Origin of the sequence: Aquisalimonas sp., assembly GCF_007120195.1 — a bacterium.
Classification (GTDB): Bacteria; Pseudomonadota; Gammaproteobacteria; order Nitrococcales; family Aquisalimonadaceae; genus Aquisalimonas.
In genome coordinates this window covers 20,321-45,682 of record NZ_SKOG01000071.1, presented here as the reverse complement: position 1 = coordinate 45,682, position 25,362 = coordinate 20,321, and the positions used below count along the sequence as shown (strand labels likewise).

The window sequence follows — 25,362 nt, the reverse complement described above, 5'->3', positions numbered from 1 at the left end:
GATCACCCAGATCCCCGAGGAGGATCTGCAGCGCGTCCAGGAGGCCACCAATGAGGTGATTGTCCGGGGCGCCTGCGAGGACCCGCGGCACGCCATGGTCTACCACTCGCAGATCAGCTACCTGAAGGAGTACGCCACCTGGCGGGATCTGTCGGTGCCGTTCAACCTGAGCCGGACCATGGACAATCTGCCATCCCTCGAGGAAATCGAGGAGTGCCTCTAAGCGGCTGAGGCCGAACAGGCGGGCGCGCCCGCGGCCGGGCATTGGCCACGGGCGCGCTTCGCCGTATCGGCAGCACCGGCTGTCCAGGCCAGCGGCCCTCAACGTCAGTACGGGAGATTCTGGCTCATGAACGCGATCGCCAGGTTTATCGACCTCTTCAATGACTGGTTCGGACGCATCGTGGCCCCGATCGTGGCGGTGCTCACCATTGTTGTGGTCTACGACATCAGTCTGCGGTTTTTCATCGGCCGCCCCAGCGACTGGGCCTTCGAGGTCACGAAACAGTTGTTTGCCGCCCACTTCATGCTGCTCGCGGCCTATGCGCTGTATCATCGCGCCCACGTGGAAGTGGATGTGATCAAGAACCTGTTCTCGAAGAAAGGACAAGCCATCCTCGACATTTTGGGCTACGTGGTATTTTTCGCGCCCTTTATCTACATCTATCTCGACTACTCCTGGAGCTATGCGTCGCGTTCCTGGGAACGTGGCGAGACCACCTATGGCATGGTCTCGATCCCTGTTTATCCCGTGAAGATGCTCATGGTGGTCACGGGCGTGCTGTTGCTGATACAAGCCATCGCCATCGTCCTTCAAGCCGTCCAACGCCTCCGGGAGGACTAACCCATGGGTCCTGAACTGCTCACCCTGTTCATGTTCGCCGCCCTGCTGATCGGCCTGTTCATGGGGCATCCGCTGCCTTTCGTGCTCGGCGGCGTCGCCGTCATGGCCGCTTACCTGGGCCCCGGGCCGGCGGTCTTCGGCACCATTGTCAGTAATGTCTATGGCCGCGTCATGGACAACTACGTGCTGGTGGCCATACCGTTGTTCGTCCTCATGGCCGGGTTTCTCAGCGAATCCGGCGTCACGCAGAAGATGTTCCAGGTCATGCGGCTGATTCTCTCGCGCGTGCGCGGCGGCGTGGCGCTGACCGTGGTCATCGTCTCAGTACTGCTGGCGGCCACCACCGGTATCGTTGGTGCGTCCATCGCCGTCATGGGCCTCATTGCCCTGGCCCCCATGCTCAAGTTCGGCTATGACAAGTCTCTGAGTTCCGGCGTCATCATGGCGAGCGGCAGCCTGGGCATCCTGATTCCACCGAGCATCATGCTCGTGCTCATGGCCAGCTACTCGCCCGTATCAGTGGGGGCCCTGTTTGCCGGCGCGCTCATCCCCGGCCTGCTCCTTGGGGCGCTCTACGCGACCTATGTGCTGACGATCTGCTGGTTCAAGCCGGAGATGGGCCCGCCCGTGGAGGCGGAGGAGCGCGCGCTGTACACGACGCCGCAACTGCTGGGCATGCTGGCCATGTACGTGGTCCCGCCCATGGCTCTGATTCTGGGGGTGTTGGGGTCGCTGTTCACCGGCTTCGCCACCGCGACCGAAGCATCGGCCATCGGCGCAGCACTGGCGTTCATACTGTTCCTGATCTTCGGCGACCGCTCGCTGCGCACGTGTTTTAACACCTTCTTCGATGCGGGCAAGACCACCGCCATGGTTCTGTTCGTGATCGTGGGTGCGACGGCCTTCACCGGGGTGTTCTCCCGCGGGGGGGGCATGGAGTTCGCGCAGCAGGTCATGCTGGGTGCGCCCGGCGGCGAGATTGGAGTTCTCTTGGTCATGTTGCTGGTGGTATTCCTGCTGGGCATGTTCCTGGACTGGACGGGCATCGTGCTGCTCAGCTTCCCGATCACGCTGCCGGTGGTGCAGATGATGGGCTACGACGTGCTCTGGTTCGTGGTCATGAATGCGGTGATCCTGCAAACGTCGTTCCTCACGCCGCCGTTTGGCTACGCCCTGTTCTATCTCAAGGGGATTGCGCCACCCGAGATTCAGACCCTCGACCTGTACAAGGCGGTAATCCCATTCTGCCTGATTATCGTGTTCACCTGCGTACTGCTGGCGCTGTTCCCGGGGCTGATTCTGGGCCTGCCGACGGCACTGCTCGGGTAAAGGTAGGCAGCTGCGAGGCGAACTACAAAGGAGAAGCCCCATGCGAATGGAAAATCAGGTGGCACTGATCACCGGGGCTGGCCGCGGTATCGGTCGCGCCATCGCGCAGGGCTACGCCGAGGAAGGCGCCTGCGTGGCCGTGGCAGATCTCTCGACTGAGACGGCACAGGAGGCATCACAGGCCATCCTCGCCGCCGGTGGCGAGGCAATGGCGGTGACCATGGACGTTACAGACGAGCACGCCGTCAATGCCGGGGTGGCGTCGGTTTACGAGCGGTGGGGGCGCCTCGATGTGCTGGTCGCCAATGCGGGCATTCAGCACATTGACCCCATCGACAAACTGGACTTCGCCGACTGGCGCAAAGTCGTCTCGGTGCATCTGGATGGCGCCTTCCTGACCACGCGAGCGGCGTTGAAATACATGTATGCCAGTGACCGAGGCGGCACCGTGATCTACATGGGGTCCGTTCACTCCAAGGAGGCCTCGCCCCTCAAGGCGCCCTATGTCGCGGCCAAGCATGCCCTTGCAGGGCTGTGCCGCTCCGTCGCCAAGGAGGGTGCGGCGCATGGCGTGCGGAGCAACCTGATCTGCCCGGGCTTCGTGCGCACGCCACTGGTGGAAAAGCAGATTCCGGAGCAGGCGCGCGAGCTGGGCATATCGGAGGACGAGGTCATCCGCAATGTGATGCTCAAGCAGACTGTGGATCAGACATTCACCACGCTGGAGGACGTCACGGAGCTGGCCATTCACTTGGCGGCGTTCCCATCCAATGCGCTCACGGGCCAATCGGTTGTGGTGAGTCACGGCTGGCACATGCAGTAGGCATCGTGCCAGCCGCCTCGCGGCTCAACCGCAGGGGCTTGTTGATCGCAACAGCGGTGACGGAGGATCGAAACGATGTCCGGGGAAATCCTGTGGCAACCGGGCGAGCGGGAGTTGCGCAACAGCAACATGGCCCGCTACATGGACTGGCTGGCGGACAACGGCTACGGACGCTTCGATAACTGGCACGCCTTGTACCAGTGGTCCATTGACGATGTGGACGCCTTCTGGCACTCAATCTGGGACTACGCCGGACTGCAGGCCGACACGCCGTGGGAGCGCATCCGCGACGACCAACCCATGCCGAGCACCCGCTGGCTGCCCGGGGCGCGCCTGAACTTCGCCGGCAACCTGCTGCGCCACACCGGCGGCGAGCGCGCCGATGAGCAGGCCGTTGTTGCGCTCGCGGAAGGCCGCGAGACCCTGCGCACCACCTGGCGCGAACTCTACGCGCAGGTGGGCGCCTTCGAGGGCTGGCTGCGCGCCCGGGGCGTACAGCCAGGTGACCGCGTCGCGGGCGTGGTCTGCAACAGCCACGAGACACTGGTGGCCATGCTAGCGGCGACGAGTCTGGGGGCGGTGTGGAGTTCCGCATCACCGGACTTCGGCGTCCAGGCCACCGAGGATCGCTTCGGACAGATCGAACCCACGATTCTAGTCACCGTCAATGGCTACGGTTTCGGTGGCAAACGCTTCCACCGCGCCGAGCAGATCCGTGAACTGGCTGCACGCCTGCCGTCGGTGCGCGCCGTGGCCGTGATCCCCCAGCTCAAAGAGGCGCCCATGCCGAAGGGCGAGGTGTTCGTGCCCTGGGAGGAGGCCCTGGCCAGCCATGCAGGTGAGGTCCCCTCGTTCACACCCTTGCCGCCGGATCACCCTGTCTACATTCTCTACTCCTCGGGCACCACCGGGAAGCCCAAGTGCATCGTCCACGGCGCCGGCGGGCTGCTGCTCAATCACGCCAAGGAGCTGATCCTCCACGGCGACGTGCGCGCGGGCGATCGCCTGCTCTACTTCACCACCTGCGGCTGGATGATGTGGAATTGGCAGGCCTCGGCGCTGCTGACGGCAGCGACCCTGGTGGTCTACGACGGCTCGCCCGGCGAGCCCGACATCGGCATGCTGTGGCGCGTGGCGGAGAGCGAAGACCTCACCCATTTCGGCACCAGCGCGCGGTTCCTGGCAGCGTGTCGCAAAGCGGAGCTGGAGCCGGGGAAGACCCTGGATCTGCGTCACCTGCGCGTGGTCTTCTCCACCGGCTCGCCCCTGCTGCCCGAGGACTACGACTGGTTCTACGAGGCCGTCTCCCGCAACGTGCTGCTCGGCTCCATCGCCGGCGGCACGGATATCTGCGGCTGTTTCGTGGGCAGTAACCCGATCCTCCCGGTGCGTCGCGGGGAGATCCAGGCACCCATGCTGGGTGCCGATGTGGCCGCCTTCGACGAGCACGGCAACCCCGTCACGGAGGGCCGGGGTGAGCTGGTCTGCCGTCAGCCGCTGCCCTCCATGCCGGTGGCGTTCTGGAACGACCCCGACGGCAGTCGCTACCGCGAGGCCTATTTCGACACCTTCCCCGCGGTCTGGGCGCACGGGGACTTCATCGGTTTCACCGAACACGGCGGGGCGATCATCTACGGGCGCTCCGACGCCGTGCTCAACCCAGGCGGGGTACGCATCGGCACCGCCGAAATCTACCGCCAGGTAGAGACTGTGGACGCTATCGCCGACAGCCTGGTCGTCGGACGCCCCGTCGAAGGTGACGTGGAAGTGGTGCTGCTGGTGGTCCCCGCCGAAGGCGTCAACCTGGACGGACAACTCAAGCGCGCCTTGCGACAGCGTATCCGCGAGGGCGCCAGCCCACGCCACGTGCCCCGGCACATCGTGGCAGTGGCGGATATCCCCTATACCCGCAGCGGCAAGAAGGTGGAGCTCGCTGTCGCCCGGATGTTGCGCGGCGACACCAAGGAAGAAAACCGGGCCGCGCTCAGCAACCCGGAAGCCCTCGACGCCATCCGCGCCGCGCTGGCCCGGGCGGAGCTGCTACCCGCCTCCTGACAGGTGATCGCCCGCCCACGCACAGGTCGGAGATGTGCTTTTCACTCCTTGGCGCATCCCTGAACACGACGTCGCCGGTCGCGCCCCGTTTCTCGGTGTTGCCTAAACGGGAACTAGGTCGCATCCGTTGTACTGCGCAGCTGCTAGTTTTCTGACATTCAGGCAAGCCTGCAACCGGATAGACCGACTTCTGACCCATGGCAACTGCGAACCCAACTCTCAAGCTCGGCGGTCTGGCCGGGCGACTTGCCCGGGACGGCCTCATCCAAGAGGCCGACGCCCGCGCAGCCGTGGATGCGGCGCGCAAAGCGCGTGAGCCGCTGGTTGTGCACCTCGTCAACCAGAATCTGGTCAGTGCCCGGGATCTCGCCCATGCCGCCGCGCTGGAGTTCGGCGTCCCGCTGCTGGACATGGATGCGCTCGAGCTGGACGCCAACGCCGTCAAGCTGGTCGAGGAGAAACTCATCCGCCATCACCAGGCGCTGCCGTTGCTCAAGCGCGGCAAGCGGCTGTTCGTAGCCGTCACCGACCCCACCAACCTGGGCGCCCTGGACGAGTTCAAGTTCCATACAGGGCTGACCACCGAACCCATTCTGGTGGAACACGATAAGCTCCAGCGCAGCATCGAGCGCGCCCTGGATGCCGCCGACAGCAATTTCGGCATGGGTGACGAGGAGCTGGACGGGGATCTGGACAACCTGCAGGTCAGTGCCGGTGACGAGGAGAACGCCGGGCCTGATCAGACCGAGAGCGACGCGGACGATGCGCCCGTGGTGCGCTTCGTGAACAAGGTGCTGGTGGATGCCATCAACAAGGGCGCTTCGGACATCCATTTCGAGCCGTACGAAAAGAAGTACCGTGTGCGCTTCCGCCAGGACGGCATGCTGCAGACCGTCGCCAGCCCCCCGCTGGGATTGGCGCCGCGCATCTCCGCGCGGCTCAAGGTGATGTCGCGCATGGACATCGCCGAGCGTCGTGTGCCCCAGGACGGGCGCATCAAGATGAGTCTCTCCAAGAACCGGGCCATCGACTTTCGTGTCAGCAGCTGCCCGACCCTGTTCGGGGAGAAGATCGTGTTGCGTATTCTCGACCCCAGCAGTGCCATGCTGGGCATCGACAAGCTCGGCTACGAGCCTGACCAGAAAGACCGGTTCCTGGACGCCATCGCGAAACCCTACGGCATGGTCCTGGTGACCGGCCCAACGGGTAGTGGTAAAACGGTGTCGCTTTACACCGCCCTGAACATCCTCAATACGGACGATCGCAACATATCCACGGTCGAGGATCCGGTGGAAATCAACCTCCCCGGCATCAATCAGGTCAACATGAACCCGAAAGCCGGGCTCACGTTCGCGACGGCGTTGCGTGCGTTTCTGCGTCAGGACCCGGACATCGTCATGGTCGGTGAGATCCGCGACCTGGAAACGGCGGAGATCGCAATCAAGGCGGCCCAGACCGGCCACCTGGTGCTGTCCACCCTGCACACCAACGACGCACCCCAAACGCTAAGCCGGCTCATGAACATGGGGGTACCGTCGTACAACATCGCCTCCTCCGTGCATCTGATTATCGCCCAGCGTCTGGCCCGACGGCTGTGCAACAACTGCAAACAGCCAGCGGACGTGCCCAGGGAAACGCTCCTGTCTGAAGGCTTTACAGAGACAGACATCCAGGACCTCACCATCTACGGTCACGTGGGCTGCGAGCAGTGCAACCAGGGCTACAAGGGTCGGGTGGGCATCTATCAGGTCATGCCCGTGAGCGAGGAGATGGGGCGAATCATCATGGAAGGGGGCAACGCCATGCAGCTGGAGCACCAAGCCGCAAAGGAGGGCATCAACGACCTGCGGCGTTCCGGCCTCATGAAAGTCATGCAGGGCGTCACCAGCCTGGACGAGATCAACCGCGTCACCAAGGATTAAGCTATGGCAGCGAAAGCGGCAACAAAACAGCAGCCGACGTTCGTCTGGGAAGGAACCGACAAGCGCGGCGAGCGTGTCAAGGGCGAAACCCAGGCCTCCAACGTGACTATCATGAAGGCGGAACTACGCCGTCTCGGGATCAACCCCAAGGCCGTGCGCAAGAAGTCGGCTTTATCCAGCCTCGGGCAGCGCAAGAAAAAGATCGAGCCGGGCGATATCGCGATATTCAGCCGCCAGCTCGCCACCATGATGAACGCCGGCGTGCCGCTGGTCCAGGGCCTCGACATCATGGCCTCGGGTCATCAGAACCCCTCCATGCGCGAGTTAATCGGCGATATCAAGACGGACGTCGAAGGCGGCACCAACCTCAGCGAGGCCCTTGGGAAACACCCGCGGCATTTCAACGACCTCTTCTGCAACCTGGTCGAGGCCGGCGAGTCGGCTGGCGTGCTGGACACGCTGCTGGACAAGCTCGCCACTTACCTGGAAAAGACGGAGTCCATCAAGAAGAAAATCAAAAAGGCCATGTTTTATCCCACCGCGGTGATCGTGGTGGCCTTCATCGTCACCGCGATCCTGCTGATTTTCGTGGTACCTGAATTCCAGAACATGTTCCAGAGCTTCGGTGCCGACCTGCCGGTGTTCACGCAGTTCGTCATCAATCTCTCGGATTTCTTCCAGCAATATTGGTACGCCATCTTCGGCGGCATCATCGCCGCCGTGGTCGGCTTTGGCTACGCCCACCGGCGCTCGCCCAAGCTGCGGCGATTCATGGATCGGCTGCTGCTGCGGCTGCCGGTGGTCGGGCCCATTCTGGACAAGGCGGCAACGGCGCGGTTCGGGCGCACGCTGTCAACCATGTTCGCAGCGGGTGTCCCGCTGGTCGAAGCGCTGGAGTCGGTCTCCGGCGCCTGCGGCAACACCGTCTACCAGGACGCCGTTCTGGAGATGAAAGACCAGGTCGCCTCCGGTCAGCAGCTCAACGTGTCCATGCGGCTGGCCAACCTGTTTCCGCACATGGTGGTGCAGATGGCGGCCATTGGCGAGGAGTCGGGCTCGCTCGACACGATGCTCTCAAAGGTCGCCGACTTCTACGAAGAAGAGGTGGACAACCAGATCGACAGCCTGAGCAGCCTGCTGGAGCCGCTCATCATGGCGGTGCTCGGGGTGCTCGTTGGCGGGCTCGTGATTGCCATGTATCTGCCGATCTTCCAGATGGGCCAGGTCGTTTGATCTGTTATCCACGCAACTGCATCGTTTGATCCCATCATGACGCCACTCGACGCGCTGCAGCAGCCACTCATGCTTGTACCCGCGACCTTCGTTCTGGGCCTGCTGGTGGGCAGCTTCCTCAATGTCGTCATCCTGCGGATTCCGGTCATGCTGGAACGGGACTGGCGCCGCCAGGCGCGAGACATTCTGGAGCAACCGCAGGGCGTGGGAACGCACGAAGGCCGTTTCGATCTGATCGTGCCGGGCTCTCATTGCCCCGCCTGTGGTCGGGCCATCCGGGCCTGGGAGAACGTGCCCGTAATCAGCTGGCTGGTTCTGCGCGGCCGGTGCCGCGGCTGCAAAGCGGCCATCAGTCCGCGCTATCCGCTGGTCGAGCTCGGGACCGCCATTGTGTCCGGCGTCGTGGCCTGGTACTTCGGCTGGGGTCTGGAACTCGCGGCCGCACTGGTGCTCACCTGGAGCCTCATCGCGCTGTCGGGGATCGATGTGGACCATCAACTGCTCCCCGATGCCATTACGCTGCCGGTGCTCTGGTTGGGTCTGGCGGTGAGCCTCGCCGGCGTATTCGCCACCACCACCGACGCCGTGATCGGCGCCATGGCCGGGTATCTGAGTCTCTGGCTGGTCTACCATGCCTTTCGCCTCGTCACGGGCAAGGAAGGCATGGGCTACGGTGACTTCAAACTGCTCGCGCTGCTCGGTGCCTGGCTTGGCTGGCAGGCCCTTCCGGTGATCATTCTCATGGCATCGATGGTCGGTGCGATCGCCGGTATTGCCATGATCGTGGCGCTGGGCCGCAACCGCGAACTGCCAATCCCGTTCGGTCCATACCTTGCCGCCGCCGGCTGGCTTACCTTACTGTGGCAAGATGACATGATTGCAGCGTATCTGCGCTGGTCTGGGCTGGGCTGAGACCATCAACACGATTCCGGCCCGGATGGCGTTGTAGCCGACCACAACGAGCGAGGATCCTTGTGCTGACTATCGGCTTGACCGGCGGGATCGCCAGCGGCAAAACCACGGTGTCCGACCTGTTCGCCGAGCAGGGCGTGGCGGTGGTGGATGCCGATGTGGCGGCGAGGCGCGTCGTCGAACCAGGCGAGCCCGCCCTGGCGGAACTTGCCCAGGCATTCGGCGCTGACATTATCACCAACGCGGGCCATCTGGACCGGCAGAAACTACGGCAAAAGGCCTTTGTCGATACCGCCACGCGCAAACGCCTCGAGGCCATCCTGCACCCGCGCATCCGCGAGCGCATGGAGGCAGAGCTCGCCGCCTGCCGGGGACCCTACGCGCTGCTGTCCGTCCCGCTGCTGGTGGAAAGCAATCTGCTGGACATGGTCTCACGTGTGCTGGTCGTGGATATTCCGGAGGCCATGCAGCGCGAGCGGCTCATTGCTCGGGACGGGTGCGCGCCCGAGGAAGTGGACGGCATTCTGGCAACGCAATCCCGGCGTGACGTACGGCTGCAACACGCCGATGACGTGATCGATAACACCGGCGATCTCGACAGCCTACGCCAGCAGGTCCAGCGCCTGCACCGCGACTACCTGGCCATGGCCGGCAAGGCCGCGGACCATCACCCAGGGGTTGCGGAGGGCTAATGCGCCACACCAGCGCCAACGAGTCGGTCATATTCGAGCAGCCGTTGAATGAGCGGGTGCGCACGCTCATGCGCCTTGAGCACCTATTTGCCCAGGCACGCTTCGCCGTGGAGGGGGAAACGCCATGGCACAGCCGCCTGGCGATCACCACGCTCGGTGAGCTGCTGGACATTTTTAGCCGCGGCGACCTCAAGACAGAACTGATCAAAGAACTCGACCGCGTCACCAAGATGTTGCGCCAGCTCGAAGAACGCACCGGGGTCGATACCGACCGCCTGCATTACGTGCTGGAGCGATGCCAGAGGCTAACGGAGCGTTTGGGCGGGCATACCGGCCAGCTGGGCGCCGTGCTGCGCCAGGACGAACTCCTCGCGAGCATTCTGCAGCGCACCGGCATCTCCGGCGGCACCTGTGCATTTGACCTGCCGCGGTACCACCTTTGGTTATCCCGGCCCGCGAACGCTCGGCAAGGGGATCTCGAAGCCTGGTACGGCAGCATCGACAGCGTGCGCGACGCCACGGAAACCGTACTGGAACTCCTGCGCGACAGCGCAATCCCGAGGGAATGCGTGGCCCGCAACGGGATTTATCAACGCAATCTCGATAAGAGCATGCCGTACCAGCTCGTCCGGGTCGACTTGCCCGTGGACAGTCGGCGGTTCCCGGAGACCAGCGGCACCAGGATGTTCGTCACCATCCGTTTCATGGAGCAGGGCGAAACCCTTGACCGGCCGCATCAGGCGCACGAGGATGTCCCCTTCTTGCTCCAACTCTGTGCGCTCTAACCCGTGACGGCAAGCCAACCGAGCTATGAGTAACCGTAAAGTGCCCTGCCCGACCTGCCGCACCCCTGTGGACTGGGATGCGGACACCCGCTGGCGTCCGTTCTGCAGCGAGCGCTGCAAGACGATCGATCTCGGCGGGTGGCTCCAGGAGGACAACCGCATACCCGGTGTCGAACTGCCCGACGAGTTCATGGATGTCGTCGATTGGGACGACGAGTCCGCAAAGGGCGATCGAGGCCCCTGACCAGGGCGGGAATACGCACCTCCTCAGCATAACCCACTAGCGGCGTGCCAGAGGCCGCGGATGGCGGCAATGCCCTGGGCGCGGGACTCCCGCATCGCTGGGATGTCCTCGACGCCCAGGCCGCCCAGTGCGTACACAGGGATCGGCACGTCGGCAATACACTCGGCGAACGCTTGGGCGCCCATGGCGGCACGCCCGGGATGGCTGGCCGTCGGTTGCACGGGGCCAAGTACGGCGAAATCGACACCCAGCGCCACCGCTTGCTCGAGCTCCGCGCGATCATGACACGACGCGGCAACACAACGACCCACCGGCAGAGGCCGCTGCGGGCATTCTGTAAGCTGCGCCGCACGCAGATGCACACCGAGGCCTAGATTGCGCGCCAGATCCACATCCCCATTGACCAGTAGGCACGCGCCGTACTCCCGTGCACTCTCGGCGGCGGCGCCCGCCAGTCGATGTCTGGCCGTGGCCCCAAGTCCCGGGACACGCAGCTGGACGAGGCGAATGCCTGCCGCGATCCGTGATCGCAGGTGCTCCAGAAAAGTCGCAACACCCTCAGCGTCGGTATCCGGGGTGATGAGATACGTCTCCGGCAACGTCGCTGCAGTCACGATCGCGGCGTTGGCGTCAGGAAAGCGATAGTGCGGCAGCTCCGCGGGCGGGACCCAGCGCAACGGCTGTCCTTCGCGGCCTTGCGGTGCCCCACTGAACCGGCGCACCTCCCAGACATCCAGCAACACGTCCTTTTCCGGGTAGCGCCACGGTACGCGCAACAGCGGGCGCAATTCCAGCGGACGGATACCCAATTCCTCATAAAGCTCCCGGGCGAGCGCAGCGCAGGCCGTTTCCTCCGGTTCGACCTTGCCGCCTGGAAACTCCCAGCGTCCGCCCTGATGGGTCTGCCCCGCGCGCCGGGTGATCAGTACACGGCCGTCTGGCTTACGAATGACACCCACTGCCACGTGGATCACAACACTAGCGTCCTGTCGCCTCAGGTGCGGTATTCCGCATTGATGCGGACATACTCGTAGGAAAAATCGCAGGTCCACACGATCGCGCTACCTTGACCTCGCCCGAGGTGCACACGGATGGTAATCTCCGGTCGCGCCATTCGCTCCCTCGCCGCTTGCTCGCAGTAGCCGACGGCGCGCGCGCCGTCGGCGGCAATGCACAGGTCATCCAACCAGAGGGTGACCCGCTCCACATCCATGTCGTCCACCCCGGCCCGGCCGATCGCGGCGAGTATGCGGCCCCAATTCGGATCACCGGCGAAGACGGCCGTTTTCACCAGCGGCGAGTGGGCGATGGTGAACGCGACCGCCTCGGCCTCTCCCGCATCCCGTGCACCGCCCACATCGATCGTGATGAGACGCGTCGCGCCTTCGCCATCACGCACGATGGCCTGCGCCAGCCGCCGGGCGAGGTCCGTCAGCGCATCCTGGAAATGCTCTGCATCGTCCGTACCCGGGGTCAGTCCAATGCGGCTTGCGCCGGTACCCATGAGCACACAGGCGTCATTGGTGGAGGTGTCGCCATCGACGGTGATGCGATGGAAGGTGGTGCGCACGGCCTCCCGCAGGCACTCCTGCAGCCGCGCCTGGGTCACGTCCGCGTCGGTGGCGATAAACGCCAGCATGGTGGCCATATCGGGACGGATCATGCCAGCGCCCTTGGCGATGCCGGTGAGGGTGACTTCACCGCCGCTGAGCGCCACCCGACAGCAGACAGCCTTGGGCACCGTGTCGGTGGTGAGAATGCCCGTGGCGGCCTCGGCCCAGCCGTTGTCATCCAGGCCGGCCAACGCAGCAGGAATCGCATCCGTTAGCCGTTTCACCGGCAACGGTTCGCCGATTACGCCCGTCGAGAACGGCAGTACAGAGTCCACCCGGACGCCGCCGTGCTGCGCGAGGACCGCGCAGCAGTGCTTGGCCGCCTGCAGGCCGGCAGCCCCTGTGCCCGCGTTGGCATTGCCCGTGTTGATCAACAGGTAGCGCGGCGGGGTTATCGCCATGTGCTCTCGCGCCACGTGAACGGGCGCCGCACAAAACCGGTTGCGAGTAAACACGGCAGCCACGCGCGTCCCCGCAACCAGCTCGCAGACGACCAGATCGGGGTGGCCGACCCTTTTTATACCCGCCGCTGTGGTGCCCAGACGAATCCCGGACACCGGCAGTATCATCGGGTCGCCGCTGCGCTCCGCTACCACGACCGCGTCCTCATTTAGCTCAGGCGGCCGCAGCAGTGCTTGTGCTTCTTGCCAGACCCGCAGGGACAGGGCTCGTTACGCCCGACCTTGCGGCCTTCTCGCACAAAGGGCGCGGCAGTCGCCGTGCCGCCAGCCCTCGAGTCCTCCTCGTCGGCGTTGTCCCCGGCTGTATCAAAGGCACTCCGGGCGCCAGCGTGCTGGTAGTTGACGTCGGCGCGGTCCTGGGGCTTCGGCTGTTCGGCCTCGGCGCGATCCACATCCTCCGGTTCCCGGACGCGCACCCGTTGGAGCAGGCTGATGACCTCCCGCTGGATGCTCTCAAGCATGGTCGAGAACATCTGGAAGGCGTCTTTCTTGAACTCCTGCTTGGGGTTCCGCTGGGCGTAGCCCCGCAGGTGGATGCCCTGTCGCAGGTAGTCCATGGCCGCGAGGTGCTCTTTCCATTGGCTGTCCAGGACCTGCAGCATGACCACCTTCTCGAAGCGCCGCAGCGCTTCGGCTCCCACCTGCTCCTCCTTCTCCCGGTAGCTCTTCTCGGCCTCTTCCAGGATCCGCTCGCGCAACGGCTCCTCGTGCAGGTCGTCCTCGTCGTCCAGCCACCGCCGAATGGGAAGCTCCAGGGCAAAATCGCGATTCAGCGCGTCTTCAAGACCCTTGATATCCCACTGGTCATCAATACTGCCCGGTGGAATGTACTCGTCGATGACACGATTGATGACGTCCTTGCGCATGGCCTGCACAGTCTCGCTGAGGTCATCATCAGCCATGAGCTCCTGACGCTGGCGATAGATGACGCGGCGCTGATCGTTGGCCACGTCGTCAAATTCCAGCAGCTGCTTGCGGATATCAAAGTTGTGTGTCTCCACCTTGCGCTGCGCGTTCTCGATGACCCGCGAGACCATGCCGGACTCAATGGCTTCGCCTTCCTGCATGCCAAGGCGCTGCATCAGGCTGGAGACACGTTCTGAGGCGAAGATGCGCAGCAGGCTATCCTCCAGCGACAGGTAAAAGCGGGTGGAACCCGGATCCCCCTGCCGACCGGAGCGCCCGCGCAGCTGGTTGTCCACGCGCCGGGATTCATGCCGCTCGGTGCCGATGACATGCAGGCCGCCCGCCTCCACCACGCGCTGGTGGCGCGCTTCCCAGTCACGGCGCACCTGCTCGCGATCCGCGTCCGTGGCGTCCTCGCCCAGCTCCGCCAGTTCCGCGTCCAGGTTGCCGCCCAGGACGATGTCCGTACCACGGCCGGCCATGTTGGTGGCAATGGTCACTGCACCCGGCTCACCCGCCTTGGCGATGATCGGTGCCTCCCGCTCATGCTGCTTGGCGTTGAGGACTTCGTGGGGGATGCTCGCCTCGCGCAGGCGCTTCGAGATCACCTCGGAGACGTCGATGGAGGCGGTGCCGACAAGAATCGGCCGACCGGTCTCGCGGTTGGCGACAATATCCTCGACGATGGCGTTGATCTTGTCATCCTGGTTGAGGTAGACGAGATCGTTGCTGTCTTCTCTGATCATGGGCTTGTGGGTCGGGATGACCGTGACTTCCAAGCCGTAGATATGCTGGAACTCGTAGGCTTCCGTATCCGCCGTTCCGGTCATCCCCGACAGCTTTTCGTAAAGCCGGAAGAAGTTCTGGAAGGTAATGGACGCGAGCGTCTGGTTCTCCTTTTGAATCGGCAGCCCTTCCTTCGCCTCGACAGCCTGGTGCAACCCGTCCGACCAGCGCCGCCCTGGCATGGCGCGGCCGGTGAACTCGTCGACGATCACAACCTGTTGATCCCGAATCAAGTACTGATCGTTGCGGTGGTAGAGGTGGTGGGCACGCAATGCCGCGTTGACGTGGTGCAGCAGGCCGAGATTGCGGGGGTCGTAAAGGCTTTCGTGCTCCTGCAACAGCCCCGCCTCGGCGAACAATTCCTCGACGCGGTCGTGGCCTTGCTCGGTGAGGTAGGCCTGGCGCGATTTTTCGTCCAGCCAGAAATCCCCCGGCCCGTCCTCTTCCTCCTGACGGGTCAGGCTCGGAATCAGCTCATTGATACTCGCGTAGAGCTGGGAACTCTGTTCCGCCGGGCCGGAGATGATCAGCGGAGTCCGCGCTTCGTCAATGAGGATGGAGTCCACTTCGTCGACGATGGCGAAGGCGAGATCCCGCTGCATGCGGTCCTCCAGTCGGAACGCCATGTTGTCGCGTAGATAATCGAAGCCGAACTCATTGTTCGTGCCGTAGACGATGTCGCACGCATAGGCGGCCTTCTTGTCGTCGTGGGCCATGCCAGGTATGACGACACCGGTCTCCAGCCCCAGAAAACTGTAGATCCGCCCCATCCATTGCGCGTCGCGGCGGGCGAGGTAGTCGTTGACAGTGACAACATGCACGCTCTTGCCGCTGAGGGCGTTGAGATAGGCCGCCAATGTCGCCACCAGCGTCTTACCTTCGCCGGTTTTCATCTCGGCGATGCGACCGGAGTGCAGCACCATGCCACCGATGAGCTGCACGTCGAAGTGACGCATGTCCAGCACGCGTCGAGCCGCTTCGCGAACCGTGGCAAAGGCCTCGGGGAGCAGTTTGTCCAGGGTTTCGCCCTCGGCGTGACGCTGCCTGAAATCGTCCGTGCGAGCTCGCAACGCGTCATCGCCAAGGCCCTGGACCTCTGGTTCGAGCGCATTGATCTGCTCTACAATCTTCCAGTGCCTGCGGATCTGGCGATCGTTGCGAGAGCCGAAAACCTTCTTGGCGATTGCACCTAGCATAGGGACCTTCTCGATGTGTAAGTGGACGCAAGCGCGAGCGCACTTGGCGTGCAATTCGTGGTGACACCCTCGCAGGGGCCGCTAGCGCCGCCGGGAAAGGGGCCGATCGCATCGCGGCTCACCGCTGCCGCTGCTCCTCTGGCATCATAGCGCCACCGGTCGGCGCGCGGAACGATGACGCGCAGCTTAAAATCCTTCATGATACCTGAACATCAGACAACCTGCAGGCGCAGGTGACTGCAGCCGCAGGCGGAGAGGGAGCCACTGGATGCGCGGCACCCGATCGGGGCCCAGACCCCTGGCCAATGCCTTGAATGAAACCCGCGGAGCGCCTGCCCGACTGTATGCACGGGCCAAGCAGTTACGGGACTGGGAGCAGCACATCCTCAAGGCGTTGCCGGGCGATGCAGGTGCCCATGTCCGCTTGGCGCGCATGGATCGTGAAGAACTCGTTGTCATCACCGACGGTCCTGAATGGCGGCACCGCCTGCGCTATCTCGCCCCCCGCTTGCAGGAGCAGGCCTACCAGGCCGCAGGCATCCGCCCGCAGCGGGTCACGGTGAAGGTAGGCGATCTTCCGCGGCGTCCCGAGAGGCGTTCGCCGCGGACCCTCTCGCCGGTGGCGGGACAAACGATCGGTGCCGCTGCAGATCACATGGACAATCCGCCCCTGGCCGCGGCACTGGCGCGGCTTGCGTCCCGGAGCAACGGCGCCACGGAGCGCTGACGCGGGGGAACGACCTCCCGCTCGTCGCCGCTGCGTTTGCAGCGGCGACGAGCGGGCCGGTACTGTTCAGCTCGTGGCCGGCACAGACAACGGCTGATCAAAGCACACCGGTGCGGGGCCCTCGCCCTCGAAGGTGACATACTCCCACGCCGTTTCATCCGCCAGCAGCGCCCGCAACAGCAGGTTATTCAGGTGGTGTCCCGACTTGTACCCGGTGAACGCGCCGATCACGCTATGACCGAGCTGGTAGAGATCGCCAATGGCATCCAGGATTTTGTGCTTGACGAACTCATCCCGGTACCGCAGTCCGTCCTCATTGAGAACCCGGTAGTCATCCACCACGATGGCGTTGTCCAGGCTGCCCCCAAGGGCCATGTGATTGGCCTGGAGCATTTCAATATCGCGCATGAAACCGAACGTCCGTGCCCGGGAGATCTCCTTGACGAAGGAGGTCGAGGAGAAATCGACGCAGGCGCGCTGGGTTCCGGCTTCAAACACCGGATGATTGAATTCGATGGTGAAATCCACCTTGAACCCGTTGAACGGCTCGAAGCGAACCCACCTGTCACCCTCTTCCACGAGCACGGGCTTGCGGATGCGCACGAAGCGCTTGGGTGCATCCTGCTCCTGAATGCCAGCGGACTGGATCAGGAAGACAAAGGGCCCGGCACTGCCGTCCATCACCGGAACCTCGGCGTTGCTGAGCTCGACAATGACATTGTCGATCCCCAGGCCCGCCAGCGCCGACAGCAGGTGCTCGACTGTTGCCACACGAACGCCATCGCGAACGAGGCAGGTGGATAGGAGCGTATCACCGACATTCTCGGGGTGAGCGGAGATCGTCCACTGGTCACCCATGTCTGTCCGACGGAACACGATGCCGGAATTCGCGGCAGCCGGCAGGAGGGTCAGATACACCTTTTCCCCTGTATGCAGGCCGACGCCGGTGGCGCGGATCACATTTTTTAGTGTGCGTTGGCGAATCATGGCGGCGATGGTCTCCTTGCCGGACCCGTTTCCGAGTTTGCAATCGTGCTACCCAGTTGGATCAACTGTCTCGATCAATGCGTACTAGTCTACTGCAATGAACGCGACCTGTATACTGCACCGCAACATAACGAGCCGCCGGGTCGGAAGCGGCTCGTCAATCGCACGTTCGGCAGTGCGACCTTCCGGGCACTGGTTTACTGAAACGTTGCCTTTCAGTCCGCTTGGCGGCGCAGAAATGCCGGGATGTCCAGATAGTCCATATCCCCCGAGTCGCCGTACTTGCTGTTGGCCGCCTTTTTTCGCGCCGCCGCCGGCTTCTCGAGTTCCTGGTAATCCATCTCGCCGGAGGCCTTCTTGACCGTGCGCAACTGCGGGGTTTTCTCCTCGACCTTGGGCTGGCCCAGCCCCGTCGCCACCACGGTGACGCGCAGCTCGCTCTCTAGTTCTGGGTCAATCACTGTGCCCACCACAACAGTGGCATCTTCGGAGGCGAACTCGCGCACGGCCTGGCCGACCTCGTCAAACTCGCCGATGCCGAGGTCCAGCCCGGCGGTGACATTCACCAGGATGCCGTTGGCGCCATGTAGGTGGATGTCCTCCAGCAGCGGGCTGGCAATGGCCCGCTCTGCGGCTTCCCGCGCGCGGCCCTCACCGGATGCCACACCGGTGCCCATCATCGCCATGCCCATCTCTGACATCACGGTCCGCACATCGGCAAAGTCGACGTTGATGAGACCCGGCCGGGTGATCAGCTCCGCAATCCCTCGCACTGCACCGAGCAGCACATCGTTGGCCGCCTTGAAGGCGTCCAGCAACGTCATGTTTCGACCCAGCTCGCTGAGCAGCTTTTCGTTTGGAATGGTAATGAGTGAATCGACGCTGCGACTCAGTTCATGGATGCCTTCCTCGGCAACGCGCAGGCGCTTGCCGCCTTCGAAGGGGAAGGGCTTGGTCACCACCGCCACGGTGAGAATGCCCATTTCCCGGGCGATCTCGGCCACCACCGGGGCTGCACCGGTGCCGGTGCCACCACCCATGCCTGCGGTAATGAAGACCATGTCGGCCCCTTCCAGGGATTCGGCGATGCGCTCGCGGTCCTCGACCGCGGCGGTCCGGCCGATTACGGGGTCGGCGCCGGCGCCGAGCCCCTTGGTAATGTTGCTGCCTAACTGCAACACGGTCTTGGCCGCCGTGTTCTTAAGTGCCTGGGCGTCCGTGTTGGCGCAGATGAAGTCCACGCCGTCGATGTCCGCGCAGACCATATGCTGCACGGCGTTACCGCCGCCACCACCGACTCCGATGACCTTAATCACTGCGTTCTGGCTAAACGAATCCATGAGTTCAAACATGGTACTGCCTCCTTCTCGCTGTGCGCTGCGAGGGCGATGACCGCTCGCAGACCCGACCCGACTTACTAGAAATTGCCCTGGAACCAGCGTTTCATCCTCTCCCAGAGCGCGTTAAACCCTTCCGACTTTTCGTAATCCACTGCTGCGTGCTGACCCCGGTGGTTGGCACCGAAATTCAGCAACCCCACACCCGTTGCATAGATGGGGTTCCGGACCACGTCCGACAGCCCAGTGACGCTTTGCGGAATGCCGATGCGCACCGGTGCGTGAAAGACTTCCTCGGCCAGCTCGATGGCTCCCTCCATCTTCGAACTGCCGCCCGTCAGCACGACCCCGGCGGCAATCAGATCCTCGAAACCACTGCGACGCAGCTCCTGCTGCACCAGCGTCATGAGCTCCTCATACCGAGGCTCCACCACTTCGGCGAGCGTCTGGCGGGAGAGCCTGCGCGCTGGGCGATCCCCCACGGAGGGCACCTCGATGGTTTCCTCCGCCCCGGCAAGCTGCGACAGCGCGCAGGCGTACTTGACCTTGATTTCCTCGGCGTGCTGTGTGGGAGTGCGCAAGGCAACGGCGATATCATTGGTGACCTGGTCGCCGGCGATGGGGATCACCGCCGTGTGCCGAATGGCACCGTCTGTGAAGACAGCGATATCGGTGGTGCCGCCACCAATGTCCACCAGACACACGCCCAGCTCTTTTTCGTCGTCCGTCAGCACGGCGTAGCTCGATGCCAGCTGCTCGAGAATGACGTCATCCACCTCGAGCCCGCAGCGGCGGATGCATTTCACAATATTCTGTGCGGCGCTCACGGCGCCGGTGACCATATGCACCTTGGCCTCCAGGCGGACCCCGGACATGCCGATGGGGTCGCGGATCCCTTCCTGGCTGTCGATGATGAATTCCTGCGGCAGGATATGGAGGATCTTCTGGTCCGCCGGTATGGCCACTGCGCGGGCCGCATCGATGACGCGATCCACATCGGCCTGGGCCACTTCCTTGTCGCGGATGGCGACAATGCCGTGGGAGTTAAGGCTGCGCACATGACTGCCGGCGATACCCACGTAGACGGAATGGATCTGGCAGCCAGCCATCAGTTCCGCTTCTTCGACGGCCCGCTGGATGGACTGCACAGTGGACTCGATATTGACCACCACCCCTTTCTTCAGCCCGCGGGACGGGTGAGAACCGATTCCGCTGATTTCCACCTGGCCACCCAGGCTCACCTCGCCCACGATGGCGACGACCTTGGACGTTCCGATGTCCAGGCCGACCAGCAAGCGCTGTTCCGTCTTCTTCGACATTACTTGCATCCTCTCGTCAGTCAGCCGCGTGGTTTCCATCCTCGCGCCAACGCACGCTAAAACCATTGGGATAGCGGAGATCGGCGTGTGCCAGATCCGTCCCACGCTCGCGGACCAGCCCCGGATAGGCGGCAAGAAACCGTGCCAGGCGGCGGTCAACGCTCTCGCGTCCGAGCCGGATCCGCGCACCGGTCTCCAACTCGATGGTCCATGACTCGCGAGCATCCATGGCCAGCCCATCAACGGCAAGGCCGATGCGTCCCAGGGTGCGCTCCACCTCCTGGTGGCGCTGCACCACGTCCACCTCGCGACCCGCCGGCCCCGAGAGTTCCGGCAGATCGGATGGCCACGTGTCTTCCGGGGCATCGAAGGCTTCCCCCGAGGTGTTCAACAGCGCCTCCCCGTTCCACACCGCAGCCGCAACCTGCTCACGGATCTCGACGCGCAGCTGTCCGGGCCACACCCGGCGCACCGCCGCGCTTCGCACCCAAGGCAGTGCTTCCAGCGCAGCGTGAATTGCGTCCACGTCCAGCCCCAAGAATCCGTCATCCAGATGCCCCCTCAGTGCATCGCGCAAATCGTCCTCGCGCACGTGCTGCAACCGGCTGTCGAAATACACCGACTGCAACGGGAACGTGCCTGGCGCCAGCAACCACGCCGTGCCCCACGCAGCGCCCGCCAGCCCGGCCATCACAGCCGCGGCCAAGGCACCCCGGCGCAGCCAACCCAGTCGACGTGCCCGGCTTTCCACGCGCTGAGCCGCATCGCCAGCCGCCTCCCGCGCCGGCTTGCGCCACTGGGCACCGCGCCGGCTGCCGCGTCGGGCCCTCATCCTCGCTCCTTGCGACTGGTGAGCAGAATCCGCCACACGAGCTCCTCGAAATCAATCCCGGCGGCGGCCGCCGCCATGGGAACCAGGGAGTGGTCCGTCATCCCCGGTGTGGTATTGACCTCGAGCAACCAGAGGGCCCCATCACCATCACGCATGACATCCACGCGGCCCCAACCCCAGCCGTCCAGAACCCGGAACGCCTCGACGGCCAGGGTGTTGAGGCGCTCGAGATCGGCCGCCCCGAGACCGCAGGGGCACAGGTACCGGGTGTCATCCGATTCGTACTTGGCGGCAAAGTCGTAGAACGTCCGCGGCGTCTGCAGGCAGATCGCCGGCAGCACCGCGTCACCAAGCAGGGAGACGGTGTACTCCTCGCCGGTGATCCAACGCTCGACCAATATGTCTGTGTCGTATTCGGCGGCCACAGTCCGCGCGGCGGCCAGTTCCTGGGCACTGGTCACGCGGGTCATGCCAAGGCTCGAGCCTTCATGGGCCGGCTTGACGATCACCGGCACACCCAGCGTCGCCACCACGTCCGCGGGGTCCGTCTCCGGGCGCAATTCAATGTAATCCGGGGTTGGCAACCCGGCCCCGCACCACAGCTGCTTTGAGCGCAGCTTGTCCATGGCCAGTGCGGAACCCAGTACACCACTCCCGGTGTACGGTATGCCCAGCAATTCCAGGCCAGCCTGGATCACGCCGTCCTCGCCGCCGCGGCCGTGCAGCGCGACAAACGCGCGCTGGTAGCCACCCTTGTCCAGCACCTCGAGCACATCCCGCCCGGCGTCGACGCCATGGGCATCCACGCCACGGGCGCGAAGCCCGCGGAGCACCTCGCCACCGCTGCGCAGTGAGATCTCCCGCTCGGCGGACCATCCCCCCATAAGCACCGCGACGCGGCCCATGTCCTGGGGTTTGATCGCTGGCCACTCACTCATCGCCGATCCCCCGTGCTTGTCCCACGACACGGACTTCCGGTTCGAGCCGCACGCCGAAACGCACCTCGACTACGCTCCTGACCTCCTCGAGCAGGTACTCGATATCCGCGGCCGTCGCCCCGCCCTCGTTGACAATAAAGTTTGCGTGCCTCTCCGAGACCACCGCACCGCCTCGGCGCAGCCCCTTGAGTCCCGCCGCCTCGATGAGTCGCGCAGCATGGTCGCCGTCGGGATTCCGAAACACGGAGCCGCAACTCGGCTTTCCGATGGGCTGACTGGCGGCGCGGCGCGCGAGCAGATCGCGGATGCGCTGCATGGCGGCTTCGCTGTCGCCCTGCCGCAACGCCAGCGTGCAGCTGAGAAACCACTCCTGCGCCGGGGTCTCAACGCTGCGGTAGCCGATGCGGTAGGCGTCGGGGGCGCGCTGCCGGACCGTGCCGTCACGGCCCACGGTTTCCACTGTCTCCACCACGCCCCAAGTCTCGCCGTCGAAGGCACCGGCGTTCATGGCCAGCGCGCCGCCCATCGTGCCGGGAATCCCGGCCAGGAATTCCGCATCCACCAGGCCGACCCGCGCGCTAAACCGTGCCACTTTGGCGCAGGCAACACCGCAGTCGGCATGGACGCGGTTGCCGGGGAGGCGGCGTAGTTCACCCACGCCGCCTTGCAGGAAAACCACCGTGCCTTGCACACCGCCGTCGCGAACCAGAAGGTTGCTGCCCAGGCCACACCACAGCACCGGTTCGTCATCCGGCAGCGAGCGCAGAAACTCCACCAGATCCTCGCGGTCAGCCGGCCGATAGCAACGCTGCGCAGGTCCGCCCACACGCCAGGTGGTGTGCCGGGCCATGGGCTCGTTCCGGCTCAGCTCGCCGCGCAGCTGCATCGTCATGATGACGGCCCTCCGCCGAGTTGCGCCTGGAGCTTGCCCGCTACGGCACCGATGCTGCCGGCGCCTAGGGTGAGCAGGATATCGCCGTCCTGGAGAACGCCGGGAAGGGTATCCACCAGTTCCTCAACGGATTCAACAAACACCGGATGCACGCGGCCGCGCACCCGGATCGCAGCGCAGAGGGAGCGCGCATCGGCGCCGGCCAGGGGCTCCTCGCCAGCGGCGTAAACCTCCGCGACGACCAGCCCATCCACATCCGCCAGCACCCGGCAGAAATCGTCGAACAGATCACGGGTGCGGCTGTAGCGGTGGGGCTGGAAGGCCACCACCAGGCGACGCTGCGGCCAGCCGCAGCGCACCGCCTCGAGCACCGCCCGGATTTCGCTCGGGTGATGGCCGTAGTCATCCACCACCAGGGCATGACCACCCCCGGGCAACGGCAATTCGCCGTAGCTCTGGAAACGCCGCCCGATGCCCTGGAACTCGCCAAGGGCCCGGACAATGGCGTCCCGATCGACGCCCAACTCATCGGCAATGGCAATCGCGGCCAATGCGTTGAGCACGTTGTGACGGCCAGGGAGATTGAGACCCACGCGCAACGGCTCGGGGGTCCCGTTCATGCGCACACTGAAATACGTGCGCGCGCCCTCCTGGCGGATGTCGAACGCCCGTACATCGGCGCCGGTATCAAACCCGTAGGTTCGTACCGGCCGCGTAACCTCCGGTAGTAACGCCCGGACTTCGGCGTCGTCGACACACAGCACGGCCAGCCCGTAGAAGGGAATGTGGTGGAGAAACTCCAGGAATGTACCGCGCAGGCGCTGGAAATCTCCGCCATAGGCGCCAAGATGGTCTGCGTCGATGTTCGTTACCACGGCGATCATCGGCTGCAAATACAAAAACGAGGCATCGCTCTCATCGGCCTCGGCGACCAGGAATTGACTCTCGCCGAGCCGCGCGTTGGCACCGGCGCTGGTCAGCCGGCCTCCGATTACGAAGGTGGGGTCCAGGCCGCCTTCGGCCAGGACGCTCGCCACCAGACTCGTGGTTGTGGTCTTGCCGTGGGTTCCGGCCACGGCGACGCCGTAACGAAACCGCATCAGCTCCGCCAACATCTCTGCGCGCGGGACGACGGGAATGCGCCCCTCCCGCGCCGCCACCACCTCAGGGTTGGCCTCGCCGACGGCGCTGGAGACGACAACCGCATCCGCCTGCGCCACGTGCGCCGCTGCATGACCGATCCAAATCGTCGCCCCAAGGCCCTGCAGCCGCTCGGTTACCGCGTTCTCCCGCAGATCACTGCCGGAGACCCGATAACCCAGGTTCAGCAGCACCTCGGCGATACCGCTCATCCCCGCACCACCGACGCCGACAAAATGGATCCGGCGCACGCGCCCCATGGTGCCGGGCCGGGTGTGATCCCAGGTGGAATGATGGCTGTCGGTTGTCATCGGGCCACCTCCAGACAGCGCTCGGCCACGGTTTCGGCAGCGTCCGGGCGCGCAAGGGCCCGTGAGGCCTGTCCCATGCGCGAAAGCTGCGAGCGGTCCTCGGCAAGCTCCGTTAGCAGTGCGCCGAGGCGCTCGGCCGTCAGCTCCGTTTGCGGCAACAGGACGCCGGCGCCATTGTCCACCAGGTACCGGGCATTCGCGGTCTGGTGATCGTCCACGGCATGGGGGAGCGGCACCAGGATGGCCGGCACACCGGCAATGGCCAGTTCGCTCACGGTCAGCGCCCCCGCCCGGCACACCACCAGGTCGGCCCAGGCGTAGACCGCCGCCATGTCGGCTACGAACGTGACAATCTCGGCGTCCACGCCAGCGCCTGCATACGCTTGTCGCGCCACCGCCCGGGTCTTCTCCCCGGCCTGGTGGCAGACCTTCGGGCGCTGTGCGGCGGCGAGCGTCGCCAGCGCCGCGGGCACGGTCTCGTTGAGCACCTGGGCACCGAGGCTGCCGCCCAGCACCAGCAGGTGCCACGCGTCGCCGGGCTGCGCCCGCTGCTCGGGGGCCGTCAGGCGAACAATGGAGCCCCGCACCGGGTTGCCCGTCACCTCGGCCATGGACTCCGGGAAGGCCCCGGGAAAGCCGGCGAGAACACGCCGGGCCAGCCGGGCCAGTAGCCGGTTCGTGAGCCCCGCGGCCGCATTTTGTTCGTGGATCACCAGCGGGCAACGCAACAGCCACGCCGCCAAGCCACCCGGGCCGGCGACGTAGCCGCCCATTCCCAGAACGGCCCGCGGGCGATGCCGCCGAAGCACGCCCGTGGCCTGAACCGTGGCGCGCAGGACTCGCAGAGGCGCCAGCAACCAGCCGGCCAGGCCTTTGTGACGGAGCCCCTGCACCGTCAGCCACTCCAGCGCGAGGCCGGCCTCCGGGACCACCCGGGCTTCCAGGCCCTGGCGCGTGCCCAGCCAGACCACAGGGACGTCGCGCGCCCGCAGGGCGTCCGCGACCGCCAGGGCCGGGAAAACATGCCCACCTGTTCCGCCGGCCATGACCAGCACTGGCGCGTTCATGCCCGTGCGCG

Annotated in this window: 23 protein-coding genes; 12 read left to right on the top strand and 11 right to left on the bottom strand. The window is 64.7% G+C overall.

The genetic code is table 11. The features are described from left to right. From QZT63_RS06105 to QZT63_RS06055, 11 genes are all read left to right on the top strand, one after another. The coding region (locus tag QZT63_RS06105) for a hypothetical protein (protein ID WP_290649027.1) at positions 1 to 223 on the top strand (223 nt) is incomplete at its 5' end. Between the two features lie 126 nt (positions 224 to 349). Further along, the gene (locus QZT63_RS06100) at positions 350 to 844 is read left to right on the top strand and encodes a TRAP transporter small permease subunit (RefSeq protein ID WP_290649457.1); all 495 of its coding nucleotides are present in this window, start codon (positions 350 to 352) and stop codon (positions 842 to 844) included. A 3-nt stretch (positions 845 to 847) separates the two neighbouring features. Further along, entirely contained in the window at positions 848 to 2,173 is a 1,326-nt protein-coding gene (locus tag QZT63_RS06095) for a TRAP transporter large permease subunit (RefSeq protein WP_290649455.1), read from the top strand. 40 nt (positions 2,174 to 2,213) lie between these two features. After that, positions 2,214 to 2,996 (top strand): 3-hydroxybutyrate dehydrogenase, encoded by a 783-nt coding sequence (locus QZT63_RS06090; RefSeq protein ID WP_290649454.1) that lies wholly within the window; start codon positions 2,214 to 2,216, stop codon positions 2,994 to 2,996. Between the two features lie 75 nt (positions 2,997 to 3,071). Beyond that, entirely contained in the window at positions 3,072 to 5,051 is a 1,980-nt protein-coding gene (locus tag QZT63_RS06085; RefSeq protein ID WP_290649452.1) for an acetoacetate--CoA ligase, read from the top strand. 197 nt (positions 5,052 to 5,248) lie between these two features. Further along, the gene (pilB, locus tag QZT63_RS06080) at positions 5,249 to 6,973 is read left to right on the top strand and encodes a type IV-A pilus assembly ATPase PilB (protein WP_290649450.1); all 1,725 of its coding nucleotides are present in this window, start codon (positions 5,249 to 5,251) and stop codon (positions 6,971 to 6,973) included. Between the two features lie 3 nt (positions 6,974 to 6,976). Next, positions 6,977 to 8,206 (top strand): type II secretion system F family protein, encoded by a 1,230-nt coding sequence (locus tag QZT63_RS06075; RefSeq protein ID WP_290649448.1) that lies wholly within the window; start codon positions 6,977 to 6,979, stop codon positions 8,204 to 8,206. Between the two features lie 36 nt (positions 8,207 to 8,242). After that, entirely contained in the window at positions 8,243 to 9,118 is an 876-nt protein-coding gene (locus QZT63_RS06070) for an A24 family peptidase (RefSeq protein WP_290649446.1), read from the top strand. A 62-nt stretch (positions 9,119 to 9,180) separates the two neighbouring features. Next, entirely contained in the window at positions 9,181 to 9,810 is a 630-nt protein-coding gene (coaE, locus tag QZT63_RS06065; protein WP_290649444.1) for a dephospho-CoA kinase, read from the top strand. Further along, positions 9,810 to 10,595, top strand: coding sequence for a cell division protein ZapD (gene zapD, locus QZT63_RS06060; protein WP_290649442.1), 786 nt, complete (start codon positions 9,810 to 9,812; stop codon positions 10,593 to 10,595). Before coaE ends, zapD begins: the two co-directional genes overlap by 1 nt. Positions 10,596 to 10,620: 25 nt before the next feature. Next, entirely contained in the window at positions 10,621 to 10,839 is a 219-nt protein-coding gene (locus tag QZT63_RS06055) for a DNA gyrase inhibitor YacG (protein ID WP_290649440.1), read from the top strand. Between the two features lie 23 nt (positions 10,840 to 10,862). On the opposite strand, the gene QZT63_RS06050 is transcribed toward QZT63_RS06055, so the two are convergent. Genes QZT63_RS06050 through secA form a run of 3 tightly spaced genes read right to left on the bottom strand, consistent with a single transcriptional unit; the run spans position 10,863 to position 15,801 of the window. Beyond that, positions 10,863 to 11,813, bottom strand: coding sequence for a Nudix family hydrolase (locus QZT63_RS06050; protein WP_290649438.1), 951 nt, complete (start codon positions 11,811 to 11,813; stop codon positions 10,863 to 10,865). A gap of 20 nt (positions 11,814 to 11,833) precedes the next feature. Beyond that, positions 11,834 to 13,021 carry a bifunctional glutamate N-acetyltransferase/amino-acid acetyltransferase ArgJ gene (gene argJ / locus QZT63_RS06045; RefSeq protein WP_290649462.1) on the bottom strand — a complete coding sequence of 396 codons (1,188 nt, stop codon included), beginning with the start codon at positions 13,019 to 13,021 and terminating at the stop codon, positions 11,834 to 11,836. A 41-nt stretch (positions 13,022 to 13,062) separates the two neighbouring features. Further along, complete coding sequence (gene secA, locus QZT63_RS06040; protein ID WP_290649436.1) at positions 13,063 to 15,801, bottom strand: preprotein translocase subunit SecA; 2,739 nt, start codon at positions 15,799 to 15,801, stop codon at positions 13,063 to 13,065. 268 nt (positions 15,802 to 16,069) lie between these two features. Between secA and QZT63_RS06035 the strand changes: the two genes are divergently transcribed. Beyond that, a complete protein-coding gene (locus QZT63_RS06035; RefSeq protein ID WP_290649435.1) occupies positions 16,070 to 16,528 on the top strand; it encodes a DciA family protein in 459 nt (152 codons plus the stop codon). Between the two features lie 66 nt (positions 16,529 to 16,594). On the opposite strand, the gene lpxC is transcribed toward QZT63_RS06035, so the two are convergent. The 8 genes from lpxC to murG form a co-directional block, all read right to left on the bottom strand. Beyond that, positions 16,595 to 17,515 (bottom strand): UDP-3-O-acyl-N-acetylglucosamine deacetylase, encoded by a 921-nt coding sequence (gene lpxC / locus QZT63_RS06030; RefSeq protein WP_290649433.1) that lies wholly within the window; start codon positions 17,513 to 17,515, stop codon positions 16,595 to 16,597. Positions 17,516 to 17,730: 215 nt separating this feature from the next. Next, positions 17,731 to 18,867 (bottom strand): cell division protein FtsZ, encoded by a 1,137-nt coding sequence (gene ftsZ, locus QZT63_RS06025; protein ID WP_290649431.1) that lies wholly within the window; start codon positions 18,865 to 18,867, stop codon positions 17,731 to 17,733. Positions 18,868 to 18,932: 65 nt separating this feature from the next. Further along, positions 18,933 to 20,171, bottom strand: a complete 1,239-nt coding sequence (gene ftsA / locus QZT63_RS06020) for a cell division protein FtsA (RefSeq protein ID WP_290649429.1) — start codon at positions 20,169 to 20,171, stop codon at positions 18,933 to 18,935. A 16-nt stretch (positions 20,172 to 20,187) separates the two neighbouring features. Beyond that, a complete protein-coding gene (locus QZT63_RS06015; protein ID WP_290649427.1) occupies positions 20,188 to 21,003 on the bottom strand; it encodes a cell division protein FtsQ/DivIB in 816 nt (271 codons plus the stop codon). Then, positions 21,000 to 21,941, bottom strand: coding sequence for a D-alanine--D-alanine ligase (locus QZT63_RS06010; protein WP_290649426.1), 942 nt, complete (start codon positions 21,939 to 21,941; stop codon positions 21,000 to 21,002). The genes QZT63_RS06015 and QZT63_RS06010 overlap by 4 nt, the downstream gene beginning before the upstream one ends. Then, the gene (gene murB, locus QZT63_RS06005; protein ID WP_290649424.1) at positions 21,934 to 22,833 is read right to left on the bottom strand and encodes a UDP-N-acetylmuramate dehydrogenase; all 900 of its coding nucleotides are present in this window, start codon (positions 22,831 to 22,833) and stop codon (positions 21,934 to 21,936) included. The genes QZT63_RS06010 and murB overlap by 8 nt, the downstream gene beginning before the upstream one ends. Further along, complete coding sequence (murC, locus tag QZT63_RS06000; RefSeq protein WP_290649423.1) at positions 22,830 to 24,284, bottom strand: UDP-N-acetylmuramate--L-alanine ligase; 1,455 nt, start codon at positions 24,282 to 24,284, stop codon at positions 22,830 to 22,832. Before murC ends, murB begins: the two co-directional genes overlap by 4 nt. Next, a complete protein-coding gene (murG, locus tag QZT63_RS05995) occupies positions 24,281 to 25,351 on the bottom strand; it encodes an undecaprenyldiphospho-muramoylpentapeptide beta-N-acetylglucosaminyltransferase (protein WP_290649461.1) in 1,071 nt (356 codons plus the stop codon). Before murG ends, murC begins: the two co-directional genes overlap by 4 nt. Between the last annotated feature and the right edge of the window lie 11 nt (positions 25,352 to 25,362).